Raw genomic sequence first — 19,969 nt, 5'->3', positions numbered from 1 at the left:
TCATTATACTATTATTGAATTTGTAAAAAGCAAGTAAGAAGTTTAATCTCGCCATTCCCTCAGAATGTTCTGCATCCCCGACTTGGTATGAAGAAACTGTTTCACACGAGAGCCATTGGCACCAGATGGATGAGGAAATCCCCATAAAATCTTCTCTTCATCTACCCGATGTTCATCAAGCAATTGATGTAGTACAGCCTCCACCGACTTTCCTAATGGAATAATAAGAGGATGCTTTAACTGTTCCAATTCAGGCAGAAATGACTCAAGTACAGCTTGATACAAAAATTCACTTTGAGGAATGGAAGGCTGATGTCCATTGTAATTTTGCTTATTCACCAAGACTGGATATCGAATCAGAGAAGTTGTATGTAACAATGTACAGTCTGCTTCAAATAACCTTTGTACATGGGGCACTCTTATATATTCATGCAAGCCTATTTCCTGGAGCATTAAAATCAAATTGGTACGCATAGAGCCGGCCATTCTTGCCGCTATTTTGGCTTCTTTACAGGCTTGCTCATATGATTTGTGTGCTTTCAAAGCTTGGATAGCCGTTCTATAAGCAATCTCCATTTGCTGCCAACCTGGTGTGATGCCCACAAGCATGACTTTTGCGGCTGCATTGATATATTCATTATGTGGGGAATAGAACATCTCCACCTCTCCTGAAGAGCTTAATTTCAGCTCATTAATCAGCAGCTGTGCTTTGGAGTACTTGGGTTGTATCGGGAATGATTTCACCACGTCAATCAGACACTGTTGTTGAGTGGGAGATATCAGCAGATTGCTCACTCCTTACGGGCCTTTATGTATTGGCTACCCTGCAGATTATCGCTTATATACCTTATTTTGTACAATAACAGCCGAATTAATTGAAATAAAAAGGGTAATTGACGGACAACATCCATCGATTACCCTTTTTATTATTATAAATGGACAGGTAGCTGTACAATAAATGTCGCACCTGCTCCTGGTTCACTGAACACGGAGACAGTACCCTCATGCATCTCCACAATTTTATGCACGATGGAAAGGCCCAGTCCACTGCCACCCAAGGCACGTGTGCGGGATTGATCCGCTTTGTAAAAACGTTCGAATATGCGAAGCTGATCCTGCTTGGTGATGCCGGGTCCACTGTCAGAAATACGTACACTGATCTTGCCATCACTTTGTGTAAGGAAAACATCAATTTTTCCGCCTTCTGGCGTGAACTTGATTGCATTATGAATAAGGTTGATCCACAACTGAATCATCAAGTCCTCATCAGCAAAGATTTCAACTTCTTCCAGCTCTACGTTCATATCAATTTTTTTGTCATCCCATTGGGGTTCACAGGCTAGAACCAGAGTTACCAGCTGCCGATCCAAGCGGTAAGATGTTTTATGTGATGCATGCTCGGATGAATCCAGAACGGCGAGCTTCATTAAATTATCACTCAGTCTGGACAAACGAACACATTCCGTCTCAATGATCGTCAGATACTTTTCCCGTTTTTCCTGGTCCATATCTTTATTTTTCAGCGCCCTGGCGAAACCGCTGATTGACGTGAGCGGCGATCCAATCTCATGTGATACATTGGAGATGAATTCCTGACGCAAATCTTCCATCGCTTTGAGATTTGCCGCCATGTCATTGATGCTTTCAACCAACTGCACAAACGGATGGGGATTTCTCTGTCTCCCGTTTCTATTGGCAAATTCCGCATCCAGATTCACACGAAAATCCCCCCGGGAAATGCTTTTCAAAGCCTGAATCATCTCATTAAAAAATTCATATTGCCTGCCTTTAACCAGCGGACCGATCATTGTAATGCATAATCCAAAAAAAATGAACCCCAGCATGGCATTAATCAGAAAAGCAAGCAATTCATGCGGTTCCCATGGGACAAAGGAATACACATATCTCGTAAGGTAGAAAGCTGCTGTCCAGCAGGCAAACAGGGCCAGAGATACCAGAATGACGTTTCTGGAAACATGAAGAAATCCACCCTCCTGCTTCATTGCCTTACCTCTAGGCGATAGCCCAAACCCCGCATAGTACGAATGACGAAAGCATGCTCTTCCTCCGGAAACCGTTCACGAAGTCGCTTGATATGCACATCAATCGTTCTCTCGTCCCCTTCGTAATCATACCCCCAGATCTTTTCGATTAACTGATCACGGGTAAAGGTTTTGCCAGGGTAACTCGCAAGGGTGAATAGCAGTTCAAATTCCTTGCGTGGCAACACAATATCCTGATCACCTTTCTTGCACTCAAACGTATCACCCCGCAGGACCAGTTCACCAAGCAGGATCACTTGTGAAGTCATAATCCGATATCGTTTCAATAAAGCCTTCACCCGAGCAACCAGCACCAGCGGATCAAAAGGCTTCACCAGATAATCATCCGTCCCCAGGGTGAATCCTTTGATGATCTGCGAGGTTTCCCCTTTGGCCGTTAACATCAGGAGCGGCAGATCCGTCTGCTGCCGCAACTGGCGGCATAGTTCCCATCCGTCCATGCCTGGCATCATAATATCGAGAACGACCAGATCTACCTTATGGTCAGCGAGTAATCGCAGTGCATCCAAACCGTCAACAGCCTCGATTACGTGCAAACCCTCCTGCTGTAAAAAATGTCCTACCAGCTCTCGGATATGCGGGTCGTCATCAACGACCAATACGCTTGTCAAAGTGACCACCTCCATTTTTTCAACCTTGCCTTATACTCCACATTCTGTCAAGAAAAAGACCTTATACCATGAAGGCATAACATCTCTTTCCTGACACGCTACACTTGTTTAACAATATTTGATGATTTCCAATTACGTTCTGCGCATATATGCTCGCACTGTCAATGGTGCAAAAATGGCTACAATAACCGCTGCTCCGGCAAGGCTGGTCACCAGATCTGTGCCCATTGTCCCTTGATTCGCCAATTCGCGTACAGCTGAAACCAAATGGGATATCGGATTGACATTAACTACCCACTGAAGCCAATTCGGCATCGTATCTACCGGAACGAAAGCGTTTGAAGCAAAGGTGAGCGGAAACAATACGAGCATGGAAATCCCTTGTACACTGGACGCTGTACGTGCAATAACACCAAGAAAAGCAAAAATCCAACTGATGGCCCAAGCGCAAATAATAACTAGCAATCCTGCCAAGGCAACATGACCCAATCCACCTGCAGGGCTATATCCCAATAAATATCCAATCGTAAAGGTAAGGAACGTTGCAATGGTATAGCGTATCGTGTCTGCCAGCAATGCTCCGGCCAGTGGCGCAATACGTGCTATAGGCAATGATTTGAATCGGTCGAATACCCCTTTATCCATATCCTCACGCAATTGCACACCAGTCACGACGGAGCTTGTAATTACCGTCTGCACAAGTATACCCGGAATAATGACCAACAAATAAGCTTGAATATTTCCCGAGATCGCACCACCAAAAATGTACGTAAACATCAATGTGAAAATGATCGGCTGTAGGGTAACATCGAATAATTGCTCTGGTGTTCGTCTAACCTTCAATATCCCGCGATAAGCCATCGTTAAGGAATTCCGGACGGTTTGCCCAAAGCTTGTGTATTTTCTCAGCTTACGGCTTGGATTTTGTTTCGCTATTGTACTGTTCATACTTGCAACTCCTCCACTGCTTTTGATTCTTGAGACGTATGAGACGCATTGCCACTCGCATCTTGGCCCGTAATGGTGAGAAATACTTCATCAAGTGTAGGTTTCTGGACACTCATCTCTGCCAGATCAATGCCTGCGGAACGAAAGGCAATCAGTAGATCTGCTGCAATATTAGCATTTGCCATCGGTGCAGTAATCTTCCCCGCTTCCGCTGATACGCTGGATTCTGTTCGAAGGATCTGCTCTACAATCTGACGGGCGTGTTCAATCCGTGTCGGTTCCTGGATGCGCAGTTGAAGTGATGCAGTGCCAACGGAGGCTTTCAAATCATCCACCGTACCTTCGGCCACAACATGGCCCTGATCAATTACGGCAACACGGTCGGCCAGTTGATCCGCTTCATCAAGATATTGTGTTGTAAGAAGCACGGTTGAACCAGTCTTGACCAACTGGCGAATCGTATTCCACATCTGTGCACGTGTCCGTGGGTCAAGTCCAGTTGTCGGTTCGTCCAAAAAGATCAGCGGCGGCTGAGCAATAAGGCTTGCTGCGAGATCGAGACGGCGGCGCATGCCTCCGGAGAACCCTTTGATTGGACGTTTCGCCGCCTCCGTCAAGCCGAACTCTTCGAGCAAATCGGCTGTTTTGCGTTTCGCTTCTGCGCGGCCAAGACCCAGCAGCCGTGAAAATATCATCAAATTTTCGTTGGCACTCAGTGACTCGTCAACGGATGCGTATTGTCCTGTAAGTCCAATTAGCTGGCGTACGATATGTGACTCCTTCACCACATCATGTCCAAATATTTTGGCTGATCCTCCATCGGGCCGAAGCAGCGTGCCCAGCATCCGAATGGTTGTTGTTTTCCCTGCTCCATTCGGGCCCAGTACGCCATAGATCGTACCTGCCTTCACGTTCAGATTCACACCATCCACTGCACGTTTATCTCCAAAAATTTTCACAAGCCCCTCAGCCTCAATGGCCCAATCTCCAAGTTCATTACCTGTTGCTCTTTGCTGTATGTTTGTCAATTGTGGTTCCTCCCATATCGTTTATAGGGGAAGAATATCGTACTTTTATGAACTGAATATGAATGGAATCGGAAAGTTTTCCATTTCAAATCACAAAACCCCGCCAAGGTCCAAATGGACACCGGCAGGGTTCGGATGCGATTATAATACTCTAATTTGCAGGTTTGATATCAAAGAAGTCCAGTTCTCCATATCCTTCACCTTTGGAGAAACGAATTTTGTTCACACCAGCCTTTAGCTGAACTCTCGCTGTGGACAGTCCCCAGTTCTCCCATCCCTTGTTCGTAATGTAGAAAGGACTGGCTGTGCCTCCATTCACACTCAGCAGCAGGTTGGACCAGTTGCCACCTGCTGTGCCATTCGCTGTCCTCGCCAGGAGAATATATGTGCCCGCAGTTGCTGCATTGACGTTAAATTCTACATAGCTGTCCGCCGTATCGATATGACCAGCTTTCATGCCACCTGAACCAGAAGGACTCTGGGAAGCATAAGCGATCCCACCAAAGGTTCCCTCTTCTCCTTCATATCGAACGATTGACTTTTCTCCCGAAGGTAGAGCAATAGGTACGTTGGGATTCACCGGTGTACCCAAATTCGGGGTATTGTCGGCATTCCAGGTGAACTTCTGTAAGCGGATCTCACGATTCCATCCGGAATTATTGAATTTCGCTGTGTGGTACATGATCCAGTCCTCAGTCCCGTCAGGCGATTTCGTAAAAGAATGATGACCCGGACCATACAAGCCGTTCCCCGATTTGAAGATAGGCTGACTGTGCTTGCTCCAGGATGCCGGATTCAGCAAGTTGCTTGAGGCGTTAGCGGTAATAAGCCCCAGACAATAGTCGTTGGTCCAACTACCACTTGCCGAGTAGACTAGACTGATAACTCCGTTTCGAACGATCACCTGCGGTCCCTCATTTACATTCGGGGAATGATTGGTTTCCCAGGCGTAGGTTGGTCGCGCAATTTCCACGCGATTTGAATCGATCGTCCAGGGATTACTCATATGGGCAATGTACAGATTCTGCCTTACATTCGTATCTGCTTCCCAGCCCGACCAGATGAAGTAGAGCTGTCCGTTTACCTGTAATACCGTCCCGTCGATAGCCCACTTGTTGGTGGGATCCGTAATCTGCCCTTTGTATTGCCAGGTTCCCTGTGTCGGGTCAGCTGACGTGTTTTCCATGACATACATGCGGTGATTGACGTTGTCTCCATCATCCTTCGCATAATAGATGTACCATGCACCGTTGATGTAATGAAGCTCTGGAGCCCAGATGCCACAGCAGCCGGTATTCACCACAGTGGTTGGAGCCGCATCAATGATTGTTAATTGAGCTGACTTCCAGATGGTAACGTTACCACCTGTTGTTTTGGTGAAATAATAGAATCCGTCAGTGTGTTTGTAGACCCATGGATCAGCTCCATCCTGCATTACGACATTATAGAAATTATTCTGAACGGTCGCTGCATGCGTCGTCTGTCCCATCGGGAAAATAAGAAATACACATAAGGCCAGCAACAATTTGTTCCTGTAATTCATTATTTTCATCTACAGTCACGCTCCCTATAGGATTATGAATCATGCGCGTACCTGACCTGCAACGTTCAATCTTCGATGGCAGCCTTGCGGGAATTAATGCGACGAATCGTTTCCGGGTCGAATTTGGGACGGCGGTCATACGTGTACAGTCCATTCACTTCCTGTTCCACATCATATAGCTGGGTATAACAAAACCCGAACATCTTCGGATGGTCCAGCAGGACATTGGTTAGTCCCTCATAACGTGCAATGAAAGCTTCTTCGGATTGTGGTCTGTCCCCGTAACCCCAAGCTTTCTCATCTTGCTGATCCGGATTCCACCAGATACCGCCATACTCACTGATAAAATATGGCTGCCCTTCATACGTCTGCCGCTCTGGAAAGGTATTAAATACTTCCCCACCGCTTTTCATCGGTTCATATCTGGCCCGGAACGTATCCGGGTTCTGATCATAGTCATGCAAATCGAAGATGTCCGTCACCACATGAAAGTTACCGCTGGTATCAATGACAGGACGTGTCGGGTCCATACGTTTAGTCATCTCATAGACAATGCGCAGCACGTCGTTATCCTGCCGGGTTCCATCGCGATCCCACGTTTCGTTGAACGGACACCAGCCGATAAGCGAGGGATGATTTAAGTCACGTTCCATACCTTCCATCCATTCCGGTAGGAACCGGGCAAGGCTTTCGGTCGTTGTAATATCCTGTCCCCAGTTGGCATGTTCTCCCCATACCAGGTAACCAAGCTGGTCAGCCCAATATAGGAAACGTGGCTCAAACATCTTTTCGTGCAATCTCGCTCCATTAAAGCCAAGCTCCATGGAGATCTCGATGTCCTTGCGCAGATCTTCGTCGCTAGGTGCCGTGTAGATGCCATCCGGGTAAAAGCCCTGATCTAGTACAAGCCGCTGAAAAACGGACTTCTCATTGATACGAAATGCCATGCCATCCAGCCTTACCGTCCGCAGTCCGAAATACGAGTCTACCGTATCGATGGTCTGATCCTGCCCATGCAGCTTCAACTCCAGATCATACAATTTGGCATTCCCCAGCTCCCATAAATGGATTTCGGATAATGGGACGGTAAGCTTCACAGCAGGTCCATGAACAACCGCCATTGCCGATCCAACATTCTTGCCGTCAAAGTGGGCAGTTGCAGCCAGCTCTCCTCCAGCAGCGTTACCGCATATTTTCACTTCAAGGTGCACACATGCATTATCCGGATCAGCTGCGACTTTCATGTCGGAGAGATACATCTCTGGCACTTGCTCCAGCCACACCGTTTGCCAAATGCCAGTAGTCCGCGTGTAATCGCAGCCATGTGAGTGGAATCGTTCGCTCTGTTTTCCTCGCGGCTGAAGTCCAGAACGCACATCATCTTCCGCATAAACCGTGACTATATTCGTTCCTGACGAAACATGAGATGTGATATCAAAATGGAATGGCGAATAGCCTCCCCGATGTTTGCCAACCGCTTTTCCATTGACCCAGATCTCGGCTTCGTAATCAACAGCGCCAAAATGAAGCAAAATGCGCCCATTCATCCAGGCATCCGGGATAGAGAATTCCCGTTTGTACCATACTGCTGCCATAAAATCGGTATAGGCCACCCCGGACAGTTTACTCTCTGGACAGAACGGAACAGTGATTGTCCCAGAGAGATGATGTTCGGACTGTTCATAACCTCGTTCTTTTCCACTTTTGCCATGATCCATTTCGAACTGCCAAGTTCCGTTCAGATTGATCCAATGGTTACGCACCCACTGAGGGCGAGGGTATTCCGGGCGTGGTGTTAATGTCATCTTGTCTTTATTCATACGAAAATCACTCCTATTAGCCTTTGATTGAACCGATATATAATCCTTTTACAAAGTACTTTTGCAGGAAAGGGTATACCATCAGTATTGGACCGGTGGACACAACAATGGGGCAATATTTGTTCTGTATTTGAATCAAAGTATAATTACACAATAATTAGATGTCAACGTTTTCAATCTATTTTCTTGTAATAAAATTTGTCTGGTATTATTGCTTAGATTTCCTTCAAACAGCATTGGAAAGTTAATTTTCCACCGAATAACACCATTAAAATACTGTTCCAATGCGGAAAAATCCAGTTCAAGCCAAAATAATTATTACTTTCTTCGTCTAATGAGAGCATTCGTTTTCACCAAATCATTTATCTACTCCGCCATTAATTACAAAATAGTTGTAACTATACGCATACCCAGCCCCTATTCTCAAGTCTTCTGTTTTACGCTTCCGATGGAACTTGGAGCGCATGATCATCGCTGAAAGGCACACCAAAATCAGGTGTTTCCTCCCTGTTCCATTCAAATTTTTGAATGCGCGTAGCCCGCAAACCAGTATCAGCACCCGGTGCCGGAAGAGCATGAAATACGATCCAGTCCTCCAGACCATCCGGTGATGTAGTAAAGCTGTTGTGCCCTGTGGCATATACACCATTCTCCGTACTCTTCCAAAAAACAGGCTGCGGGGATTTGGTCCATGATGAAGCTAGCATTGGATCATCTTCTTCATCCTGGTTAACATGCCAAGTGCATAATCTTCCGTCCAGGTTGTGCTGGCCGAGAAAATCAGAAAAACTCGTCCATTTCGATGCAGTATAACCGGGCCTTCATTAATCGCCATCCCGCCTTGCTTTTCCCACGAAAAGGTTGGAGCTGTTAACAGCACATGGTCACCTGTCAATGTGTAAGGATTAGACATCCGCATAATATAGATCGCTGACCCATAGTCCGGAAAATGACCGTAGACTGCGTACAGAAAATAGAATTGAGCACTCAATTTCAGCACGGTACCATCCAGACCAGGGACAGGAGTGCCCATAGCCCCCTTCCATACCCAATCGCCATCCATGGGATTTGGGCTTTCATTCTCCAGCACGCAAATCCGCCGTGAATCGTCCCCTCCCCCATCATTGGCCCTATAGTATATGTACCATTTTCCGTTCAAAAAATGGATTTCTGGTGCCCACAAATGATGGCTATAACGCCCGCCAGGCTCCGGTGACCAGATGATTTTCCGTTTACCTTCGTCAATTTGAGATAATCGGGTGGACTGAATTAGCTCCAGGTAATTGGAACGTGTTGCTCCAGATGAAACAAGTTCGGTTTAAAACGCTCGATACTCATGATACATGAGGTACCGTTATTTGGCATATCTCGCATCCTGATCACCCGCATTCATCGTATACCTTACCTGCATAATAATGTTCTGTTCATGATCTCCGAACTCATTGCCAAACAGGTTCATGCCTCCCTGATGCCTAGCATCCGGATGAATTCCAATGCGTAATCTTAACTTGTGTTTATCCTCAAGATGAAGATCTGACAGGGACACATCCGAAATTTTCTCCTTGTCCAGCATGGTCATGTTGTCGTCCACACGCCATTTTTTGAGAATGCCGTATTGTGTGGAACCATCAGACCACCATGCCGGATTCAGTTTACCTCGGCGGTCGCCCAAATCTCCGGGACTAGTCCACATCCCGATCTCAGTGCCATTCACCCAAATGGAAATATCCGAGGGCCAATCATTGTTATAAGTTGCTACTTCAGAACAGATTTCCATGGACAATTCCAAAGATTCAATCGTTGCACCTTGCGGAATATCCATTGGAAGCAAATATTCCAGATAACCTTTTGCCAGCCAAATGATCTGAGCATCAATATGCTTAGGATGATAGAAGCTTGCCGGGTCGTCTTCCTTCAGAATCATCTCCTCCGTGCTCGCCATGCCGCATGTTGGCTCAACTTCACAGTCGCTGTAATGCCCTATCGGCATCTGTACTTCATAGACATTCGTATCCCGTGTGGGAAAGGAAGTCACTCGATCCAGGGCGATATGAATATCATCATAATTGCGGCTGCAAACCTTCATGGCCCCACGAGAGGCTGGGAGCATCTCCGTATGTATTAAATGGGCTGCCTCCAGCACTTTAATATGGTTGGCTACCGTTGACACGGGCAGGTTAAGTGCTTCGGCAATTTCAATAATGTTTAATTTGTTGGCATTAAGAAGCTGGAGAATGTCAATCCGGGAACGAGTCGACAAGGCGTGGGTTACAGTTACCAGTTTTTCCGGGTCGTTAAAGCTGAGTTCCAGCACGTATTTGCTCTCCTTTGGAAAATATTAATTAAAATAATTCTACTGAATAACAGGAATAAACACAATGTTGCTATGCTCCATCTTGCTTTCGGAGGAATCCATCTGAGAACATTTTCCACGTAATCTTTCCTATAACGAAGGCAATGAATAGAAGTAATCTGCATTTCTTGTGAAAGGAAGAGTTATACGTGATAAGTGAACTCAATAGCTGGATCAGGCATATTGCTTCTAACTATATATTGATTATTACGGCAGCTGTTATTTTCTTCGCGATTAAGGCTGTAATCGGATTCTACACCTACAAACATTACAACAAACAATTGGACCATCTGCACCATAAAGTCGATCTGCTCATCAAGGAACAGCAGCTTCTAGCTCAGCAGTTCTCCGTTCCCAACGGAAACAGAGACATGATGCACAAAGAAGACCACTTCGAGTCTTCATCGCAACCTCCTCTAATGTGATCTTCTCATATGTCTTATGTGTGAGATGACCCTTCCCCTCTTTTAAATCAAAGGCTTACTCACTCACCGTAAGAGTCGACTACATCGTTCTGATCAGTCTTGTTTTATTTTCCCATTCTTTCCTGACAGAAAAAAGCCTTGAACGTTATAAAAGCCGTTGATCAGATGTTGTTAAACATCCAATCTACGGCTTTTGTTATTTTGACTGTATGATTTTAATCTATATCCTAATGCACAACCTTCATAGGCAAGTACGTCAGCGACTGACCTGGAGCCGAGACGGTAAGGTTGTTTTCCAAATCAAATGATTCAACCGATTCGATGAAAGGTACCCTTTCTACGAATGCTGTCAAAGCAACAATCAACTCCATTCTCGCCAGCGGAGCACCCAGACAGAAATGTGGACCATTTCCAAAGGTAAGGTGTTTTTTGTTATTGGGACGGTGAATGTTCAAGTCGAACGGATTTTCAAATATAGTTTCATCCATATTCGCCGCACTCATCCAGGAAATGACGACATCCCCTTTTTTCAATTCTACACCCAACAGATCATTATCCTTCTTAACGGTCCGGTGTCGCTTGGCGTTATGGAAGCGATAACGAAGCATCTCTTCCACAGCAAGTGGGATCAGTTCAGGGTTCTCTCGTAATTGCACATACAGGTTGGGGTCATCATAGAGAAAAGAATAAAATGTATTAGATACCATGTGACTAGTTGTTTCGATACCGGCCCCGAGCAAAAGCATTGTGGTTCGAACAATCTCATCATCGGAAAACTTCTCGCCGTCTACATCCACTTTCAACAGATCTGTAATGATATCATCGCCAGGCTGAGTCCGTTTCTGAACGACAATAGGGTACAGGAATTGGTAATACTCCTGCGCTGCGACCTGCTTTTTCTTTTCCATTGCCTCTGCATTTTCTCTATTGGCGGGTTGAAACAGAATATCTACCCAACTTTTGAAGCGGTGGCTGTCCGTCAGCGGTATGCCCAACAAATCAGACATAACCATGGAAGGCAATGGTGCTGCCAGTGCTTGCACAATGTCGATTGTTGTATTCAGCTCGATATCCTCCACCAGTTGCTTCGCAATGTTCCGAATCCGTGGCTCCCAGTTTTTCAGACTGCGGGGTGTAAAAGCAGCTGAGAGCAACGAACGGCTTTTTTGATGACGTGGAGGATCTATGCTCGAAATATTCATTTTGTCCGGCGGTGTGCCTTCCTTGTTTTTAGCTCCGACTGAAATGGTAGTTCTTGAGCCTTCGGATGAAAAATATTCATGATTGCTTAGTACCTGCTTGACATCGTCATATCTGAACACATTCCATGTGTCCGTATCCTCATGATAGTAGACAGGTTTCTCTGACAACATTTTCCGAAACCAGTGAAGAGGAAAAAACTCTTCCGATCTGGACTGGAAATTGGTAATATCGTGAACACGAATCACTTCTTTGTACATCCAGTACACCGCCTCTCGAACTATTTTATCCAAAGGAAAGAGGGATTTCTTCCATGCCTCTGATAATCATCCCCAGCGCCACTTCAGTTCTTCGGCTCCCTTTGATTCCTCCTTTGTTGCACATGAATTGACAGTTCAGCACACAACCAATTTTATACTAATCGTATATTATTTGGAATGAAACTTTCGAACTATATTCATTTTATGGAAAATTCAAGGCATATTTTTATACCGCTCGTATATTTAATGACGAGAATTAAGTTCTTAAGGGTTATGTATTTTTGGGCAAAATAAACAAGCTCAAGAAATGAAAACATCATTAATCTGGGATTACAGATAGGTAGGGATGAACATGTCTAAACCTCATACGTGGACCATATGGTTTACTATGGTATGCTTGAACACTAGACTCATTTTTTTGCACATCGAGGTTTCGTTCGGGAGGGATACAGTGAATTGGATACGTCCAGTGAATAGAGGAGAATCTGTCTTTAAAGTTAAAAATAATCGAATTATCTACTTTGCAAAATTATCTATTCCACTTAATGCCCTTATCGCAGTTGGGAAAATACTTTTAGGAATCTTTACGCTCTCCTTCTTTTTATGTATTAACGCCTTTTATAATATTGGCATCGCTGTTGCCAAGTATTACGCAGCCAAAGCACATGAGGACTCGAATCTTGATGATTCCAGCCCGGAGGAAATCCTAAAAAAACAATACGCGGCATACCGATTTATAGGTAATATTGTGCTCGCTTCAAGTGCGGTGTACATCATTTATTGCAGTAAGTTATTATTTGTTACAGGCAGCAGAACGCATTATCCTCACTATGCCGCCTTCATCATTGCTGCCGTTACTTTTACCGAAATCGCAGTATCTCTTGGGGGCGCCATTATGGCGAGACGGAATAATGAACCGGTCATTGAAGCCATCAAACTGACGAACTTCTCTTCATCATTGATCTCACTTTCATTAACACAAACTGCGATCATGTCATTTTCATACAAAGGAGATCCCACCTTTTACAATGGACTGTCCGGCATCATTTTTGGTGCTCTGGCAGCACTCATCGGGCTGTATATGATTTTACGAACTCCGACAGGAGATTAGCCCATTTATAGTCTGTTGAAAAGACATCTGCGTATAGTTGAGTCTAACTATAGCTGGATGTTTTTTTTGTTATATCAAGTCATTGTAAGAATAAGCACGAATTAAAGAGAACTGTTTGGCAAGGAAATGCGGTGCATAGGGCATGTCATTACGAAGCCAGGATACAATGGTACCAATCAGAGCTGAGGAACTGTACCAGATTGCGATCTCCTTATGAATACCCGCTTGTGAAAGAGAGCTTCCCAGCTCCAAGCTTTCGATCTTGGCCGAAACGAGTGTCGTTAGTAATTTCATGAGCCTCTCCGTAAAAATGGGGGTTCGTCTGGAAGCGAGAACGACACGATAGAATTTGGAATGATCAGCAAAGTGTTCAAGCAATTTTACAAGCACTGGCCAACCATCGTCTTTGGCAGCATCTTCAAATTGAGGAGCATATTCGTCCACAATTCGTTCAATGTGCTCGATCATCTCGTCCGCCATTTTCTCCATCATGTCTGTGATGTCACGATAATGCAGATAGAAAGTCACGCGGTTGATCGTCGCACGTTCTGCAATTCGATTGACGGATAGTTTCTCGATGTCCATTTCCTGCAACAGATCTACAAAAGCATCACGAATCAACTGTCTTGTACGAAGTATACGAGGATCTGTAGCAGACTTCTTTTCATTTTTCATGCAATATCACTCCTCAAATTTTAAAAATTACAATTTTAAATGATCAGTCGTTTATTTCCGAATTAGACGACATATTTTATTATTTCGTAAAATAAGCAACGAAAATACCCAAAATCGTAAATTGTAATCTACGGGAATATGTATATAATTCAATAAATACAATGTAAACTATACAACACGTTGTAAATTTAGTCACGTGTGGATTGAAAGGATGGAATGGATTGAGTCAGGCTAGATTAAAAGAAAGAGATGACGTAAAAAAGGGCCCCATACTGTTTGTTATGATTTTGGGTGCATTTCTTGCCACATTGAACCAAACCGTTATGAGCGTGGCAACTCCGGAGCTGATGGGGGATTTTAATATCTCGGCAGCAACAGCCCAATGGTTTACGACAGGCTACATGCTGGTGAATGGTGTACTCATTCCCATCACGGCCTATTTCATGCAACGCTTTTCGACACGGCAATTATTTCAAGCTTCGATGTTTATTTTCCTCATAGGTACGATTATATCTGCCCTTGCGAGTAATTTTGGTACACTGTTGACAGGACGTATGGTTCAAGCAGCCGGTGCTGGTATTATCATGCCATTGTTAATGCATGTCATTCTTACCTTGTTCACTCCTGAGAAAAGGGGCGCCGCGATGGGGATGGTCGGCTTTGCCATCATTTTCGCTCCAGCGATTGGGCCAACCCTTGCTGGATATATTCTTGAGAACTACACATGGCAAACGATGTTTTACGGGATGATCCCACTAACCGTTATTGTTATTGGTTTTGCGTTTGTATATCTCAAAAATGTATCGGAACGAATCAATCTCAAGTTCGACACACTCAGCGTGTTGCTGTCCACGATTGGATTCGGCGCATTGCTGTATGGCTTCAGCCGGGCAGGAACTCTGGGATGGTCAAGCGCAGAAGTAATCATATGCATTGCAGCAGGAGTCATTGCTCTTGGACTGTTCACATGGAGACAACTCGCGTCTGCAAATCCGCTGCTCGATCTGCGGGCTTTCAAGTATAATATGTTCTCACTGACCACAATCATTAATATCGCGATCACGATGATCATGTATGCTGATATGATGTTGCTTCCTTTATACCTCCAAAATGCACGGGGTTACACTGCATTGGAGTCCGGATTATTATTGCTTCCAGGGGCGCTTGTCATGGGCTTCCTGATGCCGATAACGGGTAGATTGTTTGACCGGTTTGGCGCAAAATGGCTGGCGATTATCGGGATGGTCATTACGATTGTAACCACCATCGGGTTCATCGATCTAACGGATTCTACTAGCTATACTTACCTAGTATTGATGTCAACAGGTCGCCGAATTGGTATGGCCTTGCTTATGATGCCTATCCAAACAGCAGGTTTGAATCAACTGCCACCAAGACTAGGACCACACGGTACAGCAATATCAAACACTGTCAGACAGGTAGCTGGCGCTGTGGGTACTTCATTGCTCGTAAGTGTAATGACCAGTCGCACAACAGCACATGTTCAAGATATGGTTGTAACGGGTGCAGCCAAAGGCTTAACCCAGCAGCAGTTGGGAATGGAATCCATGATCCAGGGAATTAATGATGCTTATGTTGTCATTATTGGCATTGCCGTTCTCGGATTGCTCCTTTCCTTCTTCATCAAACGTACCAAACAAGCGACGGAGGAAGACTCCAAGCAGCCTGTAAGACAAAAAGTCTCGATGAATACAAATTAAGAACAATATTTACATGAATTACATCATGTAGAGCCTATTGTATCTTATATAAAAAGCGGCAGATCAGGACACTAAGTTTTATGTCCAATCTGCCGCTTTTTTGTGGTGTATTACATAATATAAATGAACAATTTGCCTGCACACGTAAGTAAGAACAGCTGCGTTAACTCGTTCTCTCCATGAGGATCTGCCTGAATTGTTCGAGATACGATCTGCAATCTTTGACAATCCTGTTTGCCTCACACTGAAGAGAAGACGATTCAAATTCCGTTTGAAACGCCTGTAGCGTTACTTCCAACATGGAGATATTGATCTCTTTCTGCTCAACTAAAACAAGCAGCCCTTTGGTCAGTTCTTTCGCTTTAATAGGTACTTCCAATTGGAGAATAGAATGACTGAATTTCTGAAGACCTGCAATCAGGTTATTTTTATCCAACACAATTTCTTTGGAATCAGGAGCGATCATCAAAAGACTTGGAAAATCAATAATATGCTCTTGTCTTTCCAGCATGGAACGAAGCAAGATTTCAATGTAGTTCAGGATTTTGGGCACAAGATGGTTCCAATCCGGTTGGTCAAGATGGAAGTTTCTCCACATGTTCGAGATTTGATGGATCATGCCAAAACCAAAAATAGCCCCTTCATAAGCAAAAGGTTTTAATTCTTTCCCAAATACCTGTACCAGTCGTTCAGATAACCAATTTAACTGCATGCGAGTCAAGTTTTTCAGATCGCATTCTCCAGAGTAGAAGCCTGTCCAGAATAGCTCCACAACAAGCTTTTTTTCTGGCAAAATCATCGGCACCATAATCTGATCCACCAGTAAATCAAAATCGGAAGCATAGCTTTGGCTCTCCAAATCTTTACGAATCATCATATCTTCCTGTACACGTTGCTCCAGAATGGCAAGAATACAATCATCCTTCGAGCCAAAGAATTTATAAAATGTTCCTTTGGACACACCTGACTCGTCTAGGATCATTTGTATGGAGGTGTTGGTCACTCCATGTTTCCCAAAGAGTACAAGCGCTGAGTCCAATAACATTTGTTTCCGCTTATTCATAAGTTCCCCCTGGATGATTTAGGTGGTTCACGTTACGATATCTAATAACCTATTGCAAATCCACTGCAAACATCATATGTTCCTTCCAAATCCCCTTGATTTTAATATTCTGCCGGTCCGTCTCCTGAAAGCCCGCCTTGCGAAGCACTCGAATCGATCCGGCATTGTCGGGCAGCGCACCTGCCTCTACTCGTTTTATGCCCGCTTCATTCATAGCAAAATCCAGTGCTAGCTGAAGGGCTTCACTCATATATCCCTTGCCATTCTGCACCTGATCGAGCACATAACCAACAATCCATTTGGTGGTGGAATCCAGTTCAAGTTCGAACAGAGAGATCTCCCCAATAAGCTCATGCGTATGGTTCAGGAAGATCCCGAAAGAGTACCGTTTCCCTTCTTCCCTCGCCTTGTTCCACCTTCAAGAAGGGCGACCTGACCCTCCAATGTATAGAATGTATCCGATCGTTCGCTTGCCGATATTTCTTCGAAAACAGCCCGGTTTCGGAACTGCAAATCCAGTAGTTCAGCAGCGTCTTCCACGTTCAAAAATCGTAAATAGATGCGTTCCCCACGATTGTCCATCTGTATGTTCATCCTTATCTCTGGTTGTAGTAGATTGCATTCATCAGAAGTACGAGAGTTGCCGTTTATAAGCCATATCCCAGAACAGATATTCAAATTCAACACTTCTTCTGAATATGTCTTCAATGGCCTCCAGTTCCTGCTCGGTTTTATGTTCGCATAATGCATCCAGTGTATCATAGAACCATTCGAATGAGTCGCGGAATTCATCACTTGCATAATTTTCGATCCAAGTCTGATAGAAATTGCCCTCTAATGAATCTCGATATTGTTCTTTTAATCTTGTGGCATAGTCGTAATACGTCCACGCACAAGGGAAAATGACGGCGATGATTTCGGCAACCCCACCTGTTTGTGCAACACTCATCATATTCGACGTATAGGCCTTGTTATAAAGAGAGGGTTTGACAGCATGATTTTCATCCAGCGTAATCCCAAATTCATTCATATAATTTCGATGCAAATCCATTTCTTCGTACAGAATAGCGTGTTGAATCACCGTAAAGTTCGTCATCAGTTTTTCATCTGTCGCCTTCACCGCACCCATGGCAAAAATCTTCGCATATTCAATCAGATATGTATAGTCCTGAAGAAGATAAAACTTAAACGCTTCCTGATCCAGTGTGCCTTTCCCCATTTCATGTAAAAAAGGATGGTTGTATCCATCTTCCCATACGGTTCTGGACTTATCTTTTAACGTTCTTGAAAATGACATGATCATTTCTCCTTATATTAAAATTATAATGTTCCCGCTTCACATCCAGCTATCGCGTTCTGTCATCCAAAATGCAGACCAAAAAGCCCTTGTCCTATTTTCGGCAAGGGCAAAATAACATGAGTACATGTCATTTGCTCCCTACGTCAGTATTAACTAACAGGTTCAAAGGGTCAGGTTTTAACCTTCTCAACTGCAAACAGTCCCCCTGCAAATAGCTCAGGCTTATTACAACATGTGTTTTTCCAAATGTCAATCCATTCCTATTAATCTTCAAGTTCCCCTAAATCTTCTTGCAACTTCTTAAGTCGGGTGCGGATATCCTTAATCATACTTTGCAATTTGTTTAACTCATCTACCCATTTTTGCTCATTAGAGACGTTCGTCGCTGAATTTGAATGATACGCCGGAGACGTCTTTAACTTGTTTAAATCCGATTCGTAACCCCTCCGCTCTTCCTCGGCTTTTGCTAATTCCTCCTCGGTGATGCCAATCTGGTGCTCCAGATAAATAATGTCTGATGAGTTACCGTGAGTTAAGCGCTGTGAATACGTCATCGTTCACCTCATTTCTGATGATCCATTGCTTTTCCAAGGTCATATGGCTGAATATCGATATCCAATTTCATACCCAGAGCCAATTTGGCAAGTTGACTTCCAATAAAAGGCCCCATCGTTAGCCCAGACGCACCAAGCCCGTTGGCTGTGATTAAGCCATTCCAACCAGGAACAGCACCCATTACCGGAAGAAAACCTGGTGTAAACGGACGGAAACCTACTCTTACTTCCTGAAACGTGCTATCGGCTAAACCTGGAGCCAGTTCCAATCCTTTATTCAAAATTTCCTGCATTCCGCCTGCGGTTACTCTTATATCATAGCCTTCAATATCATTTTCGTGAGTCGCCCCGATCACAATCTTCTGTTGATCAAAGGCTAACAGATATTGATCCGAAGGAGGCATGACCACAGGCCAGTTCCCAGTGTCTTCTCGATCGTGAACCTGCAAATGCATAATTTGCGCCTTCTGATAATGAACCTTAAAATCAATGCCCAAGGGCTTCAACAGTTCACTAGCCCAAGCGCCGGCACACACAATAACCTCGTCAGCCGATATGACTTTACCGTCAACAACCACTCCAGTTACTCGGTCCGATTCATATTGAAGTGTCGCGTCCCCATTAATCAGGACCGCTCCATTTCGCTGTGCCGATCGGATTAAGGCATCACGCAGTGCACGTCCATCGATACGCGCAGCACCACTGATGTAGACGGACTGAAAGTTCTCCTCCAGGAGAGGAAAACGCTCATGGGTTTCTTTTGCATCCAGACGGGTAATATCGGCAATCTCCGGTGCATCTTCTTTACGAAGGTGTGCTCGCTCCTGCATCTTGTTGATTTTCTCTACTTCCGTATGAATACTAAGAGCACCCACTTGAGCGTAACCCGTTTCCGTTTCCCCTTCACTCTTGAGTTCTTCAATCAAACCGGGATAAAAACGTGCACCAGCCTTGGCAAGCTGATACCAATCCTGATTACGGCGCTGAGATAACCAGGGACAGATGATCCCGGCAGCAGCATCCGTAGCCTGCCCTCGATCTTTCCGGTCTATAATAAGAACTTCCGCACCCCGTTTTGCCAATTGATATGCTGTGGAAGCCCCAAGAATTCCTGATCCTACGACGATGACTTTCTTCATGACTGCATCCCTTTCCTAAATCACTGTATCCATTATAGCGTATACTGTTTGGTCTGATAATGGCAAGGCATCGACATGATGATACATAATCCTAAAAGGTTTTCGATAAGTCGTTCATCGAAGTAAATAGTTCGTTTAAATTAATGTTATTTATG

The 19,969-nt window shown here is 44.5% G+C and carries 21 protein-coding genes, 1 pseudogene and 1 riboswitch; of the genes and pseudogenes, 3 read left to right on the top strand and 19 right to left on the bottom strand.

The window, feature by feature from the left end; translation table 11 throughout:
- Positions 1 to 42 precede the first annotated feature (42 nt).
- From AC4PM4_RS02295 to AC4PM4_RS02245, 11 genes and pseudogenes are all read right to left on the bottom strand, one after another.
- Positions 43 to 657 carry a hypothetical protein gene (locus AC4PM4_RS02295; protein WP_090949717.1) on the bottom strand — a complete coding sequence of 205 codons (615 nt, stop codon included), beginning with the start codon at positions 655 to 657 and terminating at the stop codon, positions 43 to 45.
- Between the two features lie 272 nt (positions 658 to 929).
- A complete protein-coding gene (locus AC4PM4_RS02290; protein WP_072732732.1) occupies positions 930 to 2,003 on the bottom strand; it encodes a sensor histidine kinase in 1,074 nt (357 codons plus the stop codon).
- Positions 2,000 to 2,674, bottom strand: coding sequence for a response regulator transcription factor (locus AC4PM4_RS02285; protein WP_090806109.1), 675 nt, complete (start codon positions 2,672 to 2,674; stop codon positions 2,000 to 2,002). The genes AC4PM4_RS02290 and AC4PM4_RS02285 overlap by 4 nt, the downstream gene beginning before the upstream one ends.
- Positions 2,675 to 2,806: 132 nt before the next feature.
- Positions 2,807 to 3,622 carry an ABC transporter permease gene (locus tag AC4PM4_RS02280; protein WP_063565177.1) on the bottom strand — a complete coding sequence of 272 codons (816 nt, stop codon included), beginning with the start codon at positions 3,620 to 3,622 and terminating at the stop codon, positions 2,807 to 2,809.
- On the bottom strand, positions 3,619 to 4,641 hold the full coding sequence (locus AC4PM4_RS02275) for an ATP-binding cassette domain-containing protein (RefSeq protein WP_063565243.1): 1,023 nt from the start codon (positions 4,639 to 4,641) through the stop codon (positions 3,619 to 3,621). Before AC4PM4_RS02275 ends, AC4PM4_RS02280 begins: the two co-directional genes overlap by 4 nt.
- A gap of 160 nt (positions 4,642 to 4,801) precedes the next feature.
- Positions 4,802 to 6,202, bottom strand: coding sequence for a family 43 glycosylhydrolase (locus AC4PM4_RS02270; RefSeq protein WP_491612626.1), 1,401 nt, complete (start codon positions 6,200 to 6,202; stop codon positions 4,802 to 4,804).
- A 56-nt stretch (positions 6,203 to 6,258) separates the two neighbouring features.
- Positions 6,259 to 8,013, bottom strand: coding sequence for a glycoside hydrolase family 2 protein (locus AC4PM4_RS02265; RefSeq protein WP_491612624.1), 1,755 nt, complete (start codon positions 8,011 to 8,013; stop codon positions 6,259 to 6,261).
- A gap of 16 nt (positions 8,014 to 8,029) precedes the next feature.
- Positions 8,030 to 8,134: pseudogene (locus AC4PM4_RS02260) on the bottom strand (carbohydrate ABC transporter permease); the annotation flags it as partial.
- Between the two features lie 316 nt (positions 8,135 to 8,450).
- Positions 8,451 to 8,720, bottom strand: a complete 270-nt coding sequence (locus AC4PM4_RS02255; protein ID WP_491612623.1) for a family 43 glycosylhydrolase — start codon at positions 8,718 to 8,720, stop codon at positions 8,451 to 8,453.
- Positions 8,714 to 9,259: a family 43 glycosylhydrolase gene (locus AC4PM4_RS02250; RefSeq protein WP_491613061.1), complete on the bottom strand. Its 546-nt coding sequence runs from the start codon at positions 9,257 to 9,259 to the stop codon at positions 8,714 to 8,716. The genes AC4PM4_RS02255 and AC4PM4_RS02250 overlap by 7 nt, the downstream gene beginning before the upstream one ends.
- 108 nt (positions 9,260 to 9,367) lie before the next feature.
- Positions 9,368 to 10,327, bottom strand: coding sequence for an ArsR/SmtB family transcription factor (locus AC4PM4_RS02245; protein WP_274566812.1), 960 nt, complete (start codon positions 10,325 to 10,327; stop codon positions 9,368 to 9,370).
- A gap of 188 nt (positions 10,328 to 10,515) precedes the next feature.
- Here AC4PM4_RS02245 and AC4PM4_RS02240 point away from each other — a divergent pair, with 188 nt between their 5' ends.
- On the top strand, positions 10,516 to 10,791 hold the full coding sequence (locus AC4PM4_RS02240; protein ID WP_063565183.1) for a hypothetical protein: 276 nt from the start codon (positions 10,516 to 10,518) through the stop codon (positions 10,789 to 10,791).
- A gap of 227 nt (positions 10,792 to 11,018) precedes the next feature.
- Here the strand turns inward: AC4PM4_RS02240 and AC4PM4_RS02235 are convergent, their stop codons facing one another.
- Positions 11,019 to 12,251 (bottom strand): cytochrome P450, encoded by a 1,233-nt coding sequence (locus tag AC4PM4_RS02235; protein ID WP_491613060.1) that lies wholly within the window; start codon positions 12,249 to 12,251, stop codon positions 11,019 to 11,021.
- 451 nt (positions 12,252 to 12,702) lie between these two features.
- On the opposite strand from AC4PM4_RS02235, the gene AC4PM4_RS02230 reads away from it, so the two are divergent.
- A complete protein-coding gene (locus tag AC4PM4_RS02230; RefSeq protein WP_063565185.1) occupies positions 12,703 to 13,362 on the top strand; it encodes a hypothetical protein in 660 nt (219 codons plus the stop codon).
- 69 nt (positions 13,363 to 13,431) lie between these two features.
- Here the strand turns inward: AC4PM4_RS02230 and AC4PM4_RS02225 are convergent, their stop codons facing one another.
- Complete coding sequence (locus AC4PM4_RS02225) at positions 13,432 to 14,037, bottom strand: TetR/AcrR family transcriptional regulator (RefSeq protein ID WP_064638644.1); 606 nt, start codon at positions 14,035 to 14,037, stop codon at positions 13,432 to 13,434.
- 281 nt (positions 14,038 to 14,318) lie between these two features.
- Here AC4PM4_RS02225 and AC4PM4_RS02220 point away from each other — a divergent pair, with 281 nt between their 5' ends.
- Positions 14,319 to 15,758 (top strand): DHA2 family efflux MFS transporter permease subunit, encoded by a 1,440-nt coding sequence (locus tag AC4PM4_RS02220; RefSeq protein WP_491612620.1) that lies wholly within the window; start codon positions 14,319 to 14,321, stop codon positions 15,756 to 15,758.
- A gap of 163 nt (positions 15,759 to 15,921) precedes the next feature.
- On the opposite strand, the gene AC4PM4_RS02215 is transcribed toward AC4PM4_RS02220, so the two are convergent.
- From AC4PM4_RS02215 to AC4PM4_RS02190, 6 genes are all read right to left on the bottom strand, one after another.
- On the bottom strand, positions 15,922 to 16,821 hold the full coding sequence (locus AC4PM4_RS02215) for a TetR/AcrR family transcriptional regulator (protein ID WP_063565187.1): 900 nt from the start codon (positions 16,819 to 16,821) through the stop codon (positions 15,922 to 15,924).
- Between the two features lie 49 nt (positions 16,822 to 16,870).
- Positions 16,871 to 17,167: a GNAT family N-acetyltransferase gene (locus AC4PM4_RS02210; protein WP_491613058.1), complete on the bottom strand. Its 297-nt coding sequence runs from the start codon at positions 17,165 to 17,167 to the stop codon at positions 16,871 to 16,873.
- A 17-nt stretch (positions 17,168 to 17,184) separates the two neighbouring features.
- Entirely contained in the window at positions 17,185 to 17,403 is a 219-nt protein-coding gene (locus tag AC4PM4_RS02205; protein WP_491612619.1) for a hypothetical protein, read from the bottom strand.
- A 43-nt stretch (positions 17,404 to 17,446) separates the two neighbouring features.
- Complete coding sequence (gene tenA / locus AC4PM4_RS02200) at positions 17,447 to 18,118, bottom strand: thiaminase II (RefSeq protein WP_063565189.1); 672 nt, start codon at positions 18,116 to 18,118, stop codon at positions 17,447 to 17,449.
- A gap of 121 nt (positions 18,119 to 18,239) precedes the next feature.
- Positions 18,240 to 18,338, bottom strand: a riboswitch (TPP riboswitch).
- 46 nt (positions 18,339 to 18,384) lie between these two features.
- The gene (locus AC4PM4_RS02195) at positions 18,385 to 18,675 is read right to left on the bottom strand and encodes a hypothetical protein (RefSeq protein ID WP_079694333.1); all 291 of its coding nucleotides are present in this window, start codon (positions 18,673 to 18,675) and stop codon (positions 18,385 to 18,387) included.
- 8 nt (positions 18,676 to 18,683) lie between these two features.
- Positions 18,684 to 19,814 (bottom strand): NAD(P)/FAD-dependent oxidoreductase, encoded by a 1,131-nt coding sequence (locus AC4PM4_RS02190; protein ID WP_491612618.1) that lies wholly within the window; start codon positions 19,812 to 19,814, stop codon positions 18,684 to 18,686.
- Between the last annotated feature and the right edge of the window lie 155 nt (positions 19,815 to 19,969).

It is taken from the genome of Paenibacillus sp. MDV22-iso6, from assembly GCF_058408365.1.
Note: the sequence above shows the minus strand (reverse complement) of the source record. Positions and strands in the feature narration are given on the sequence as shown.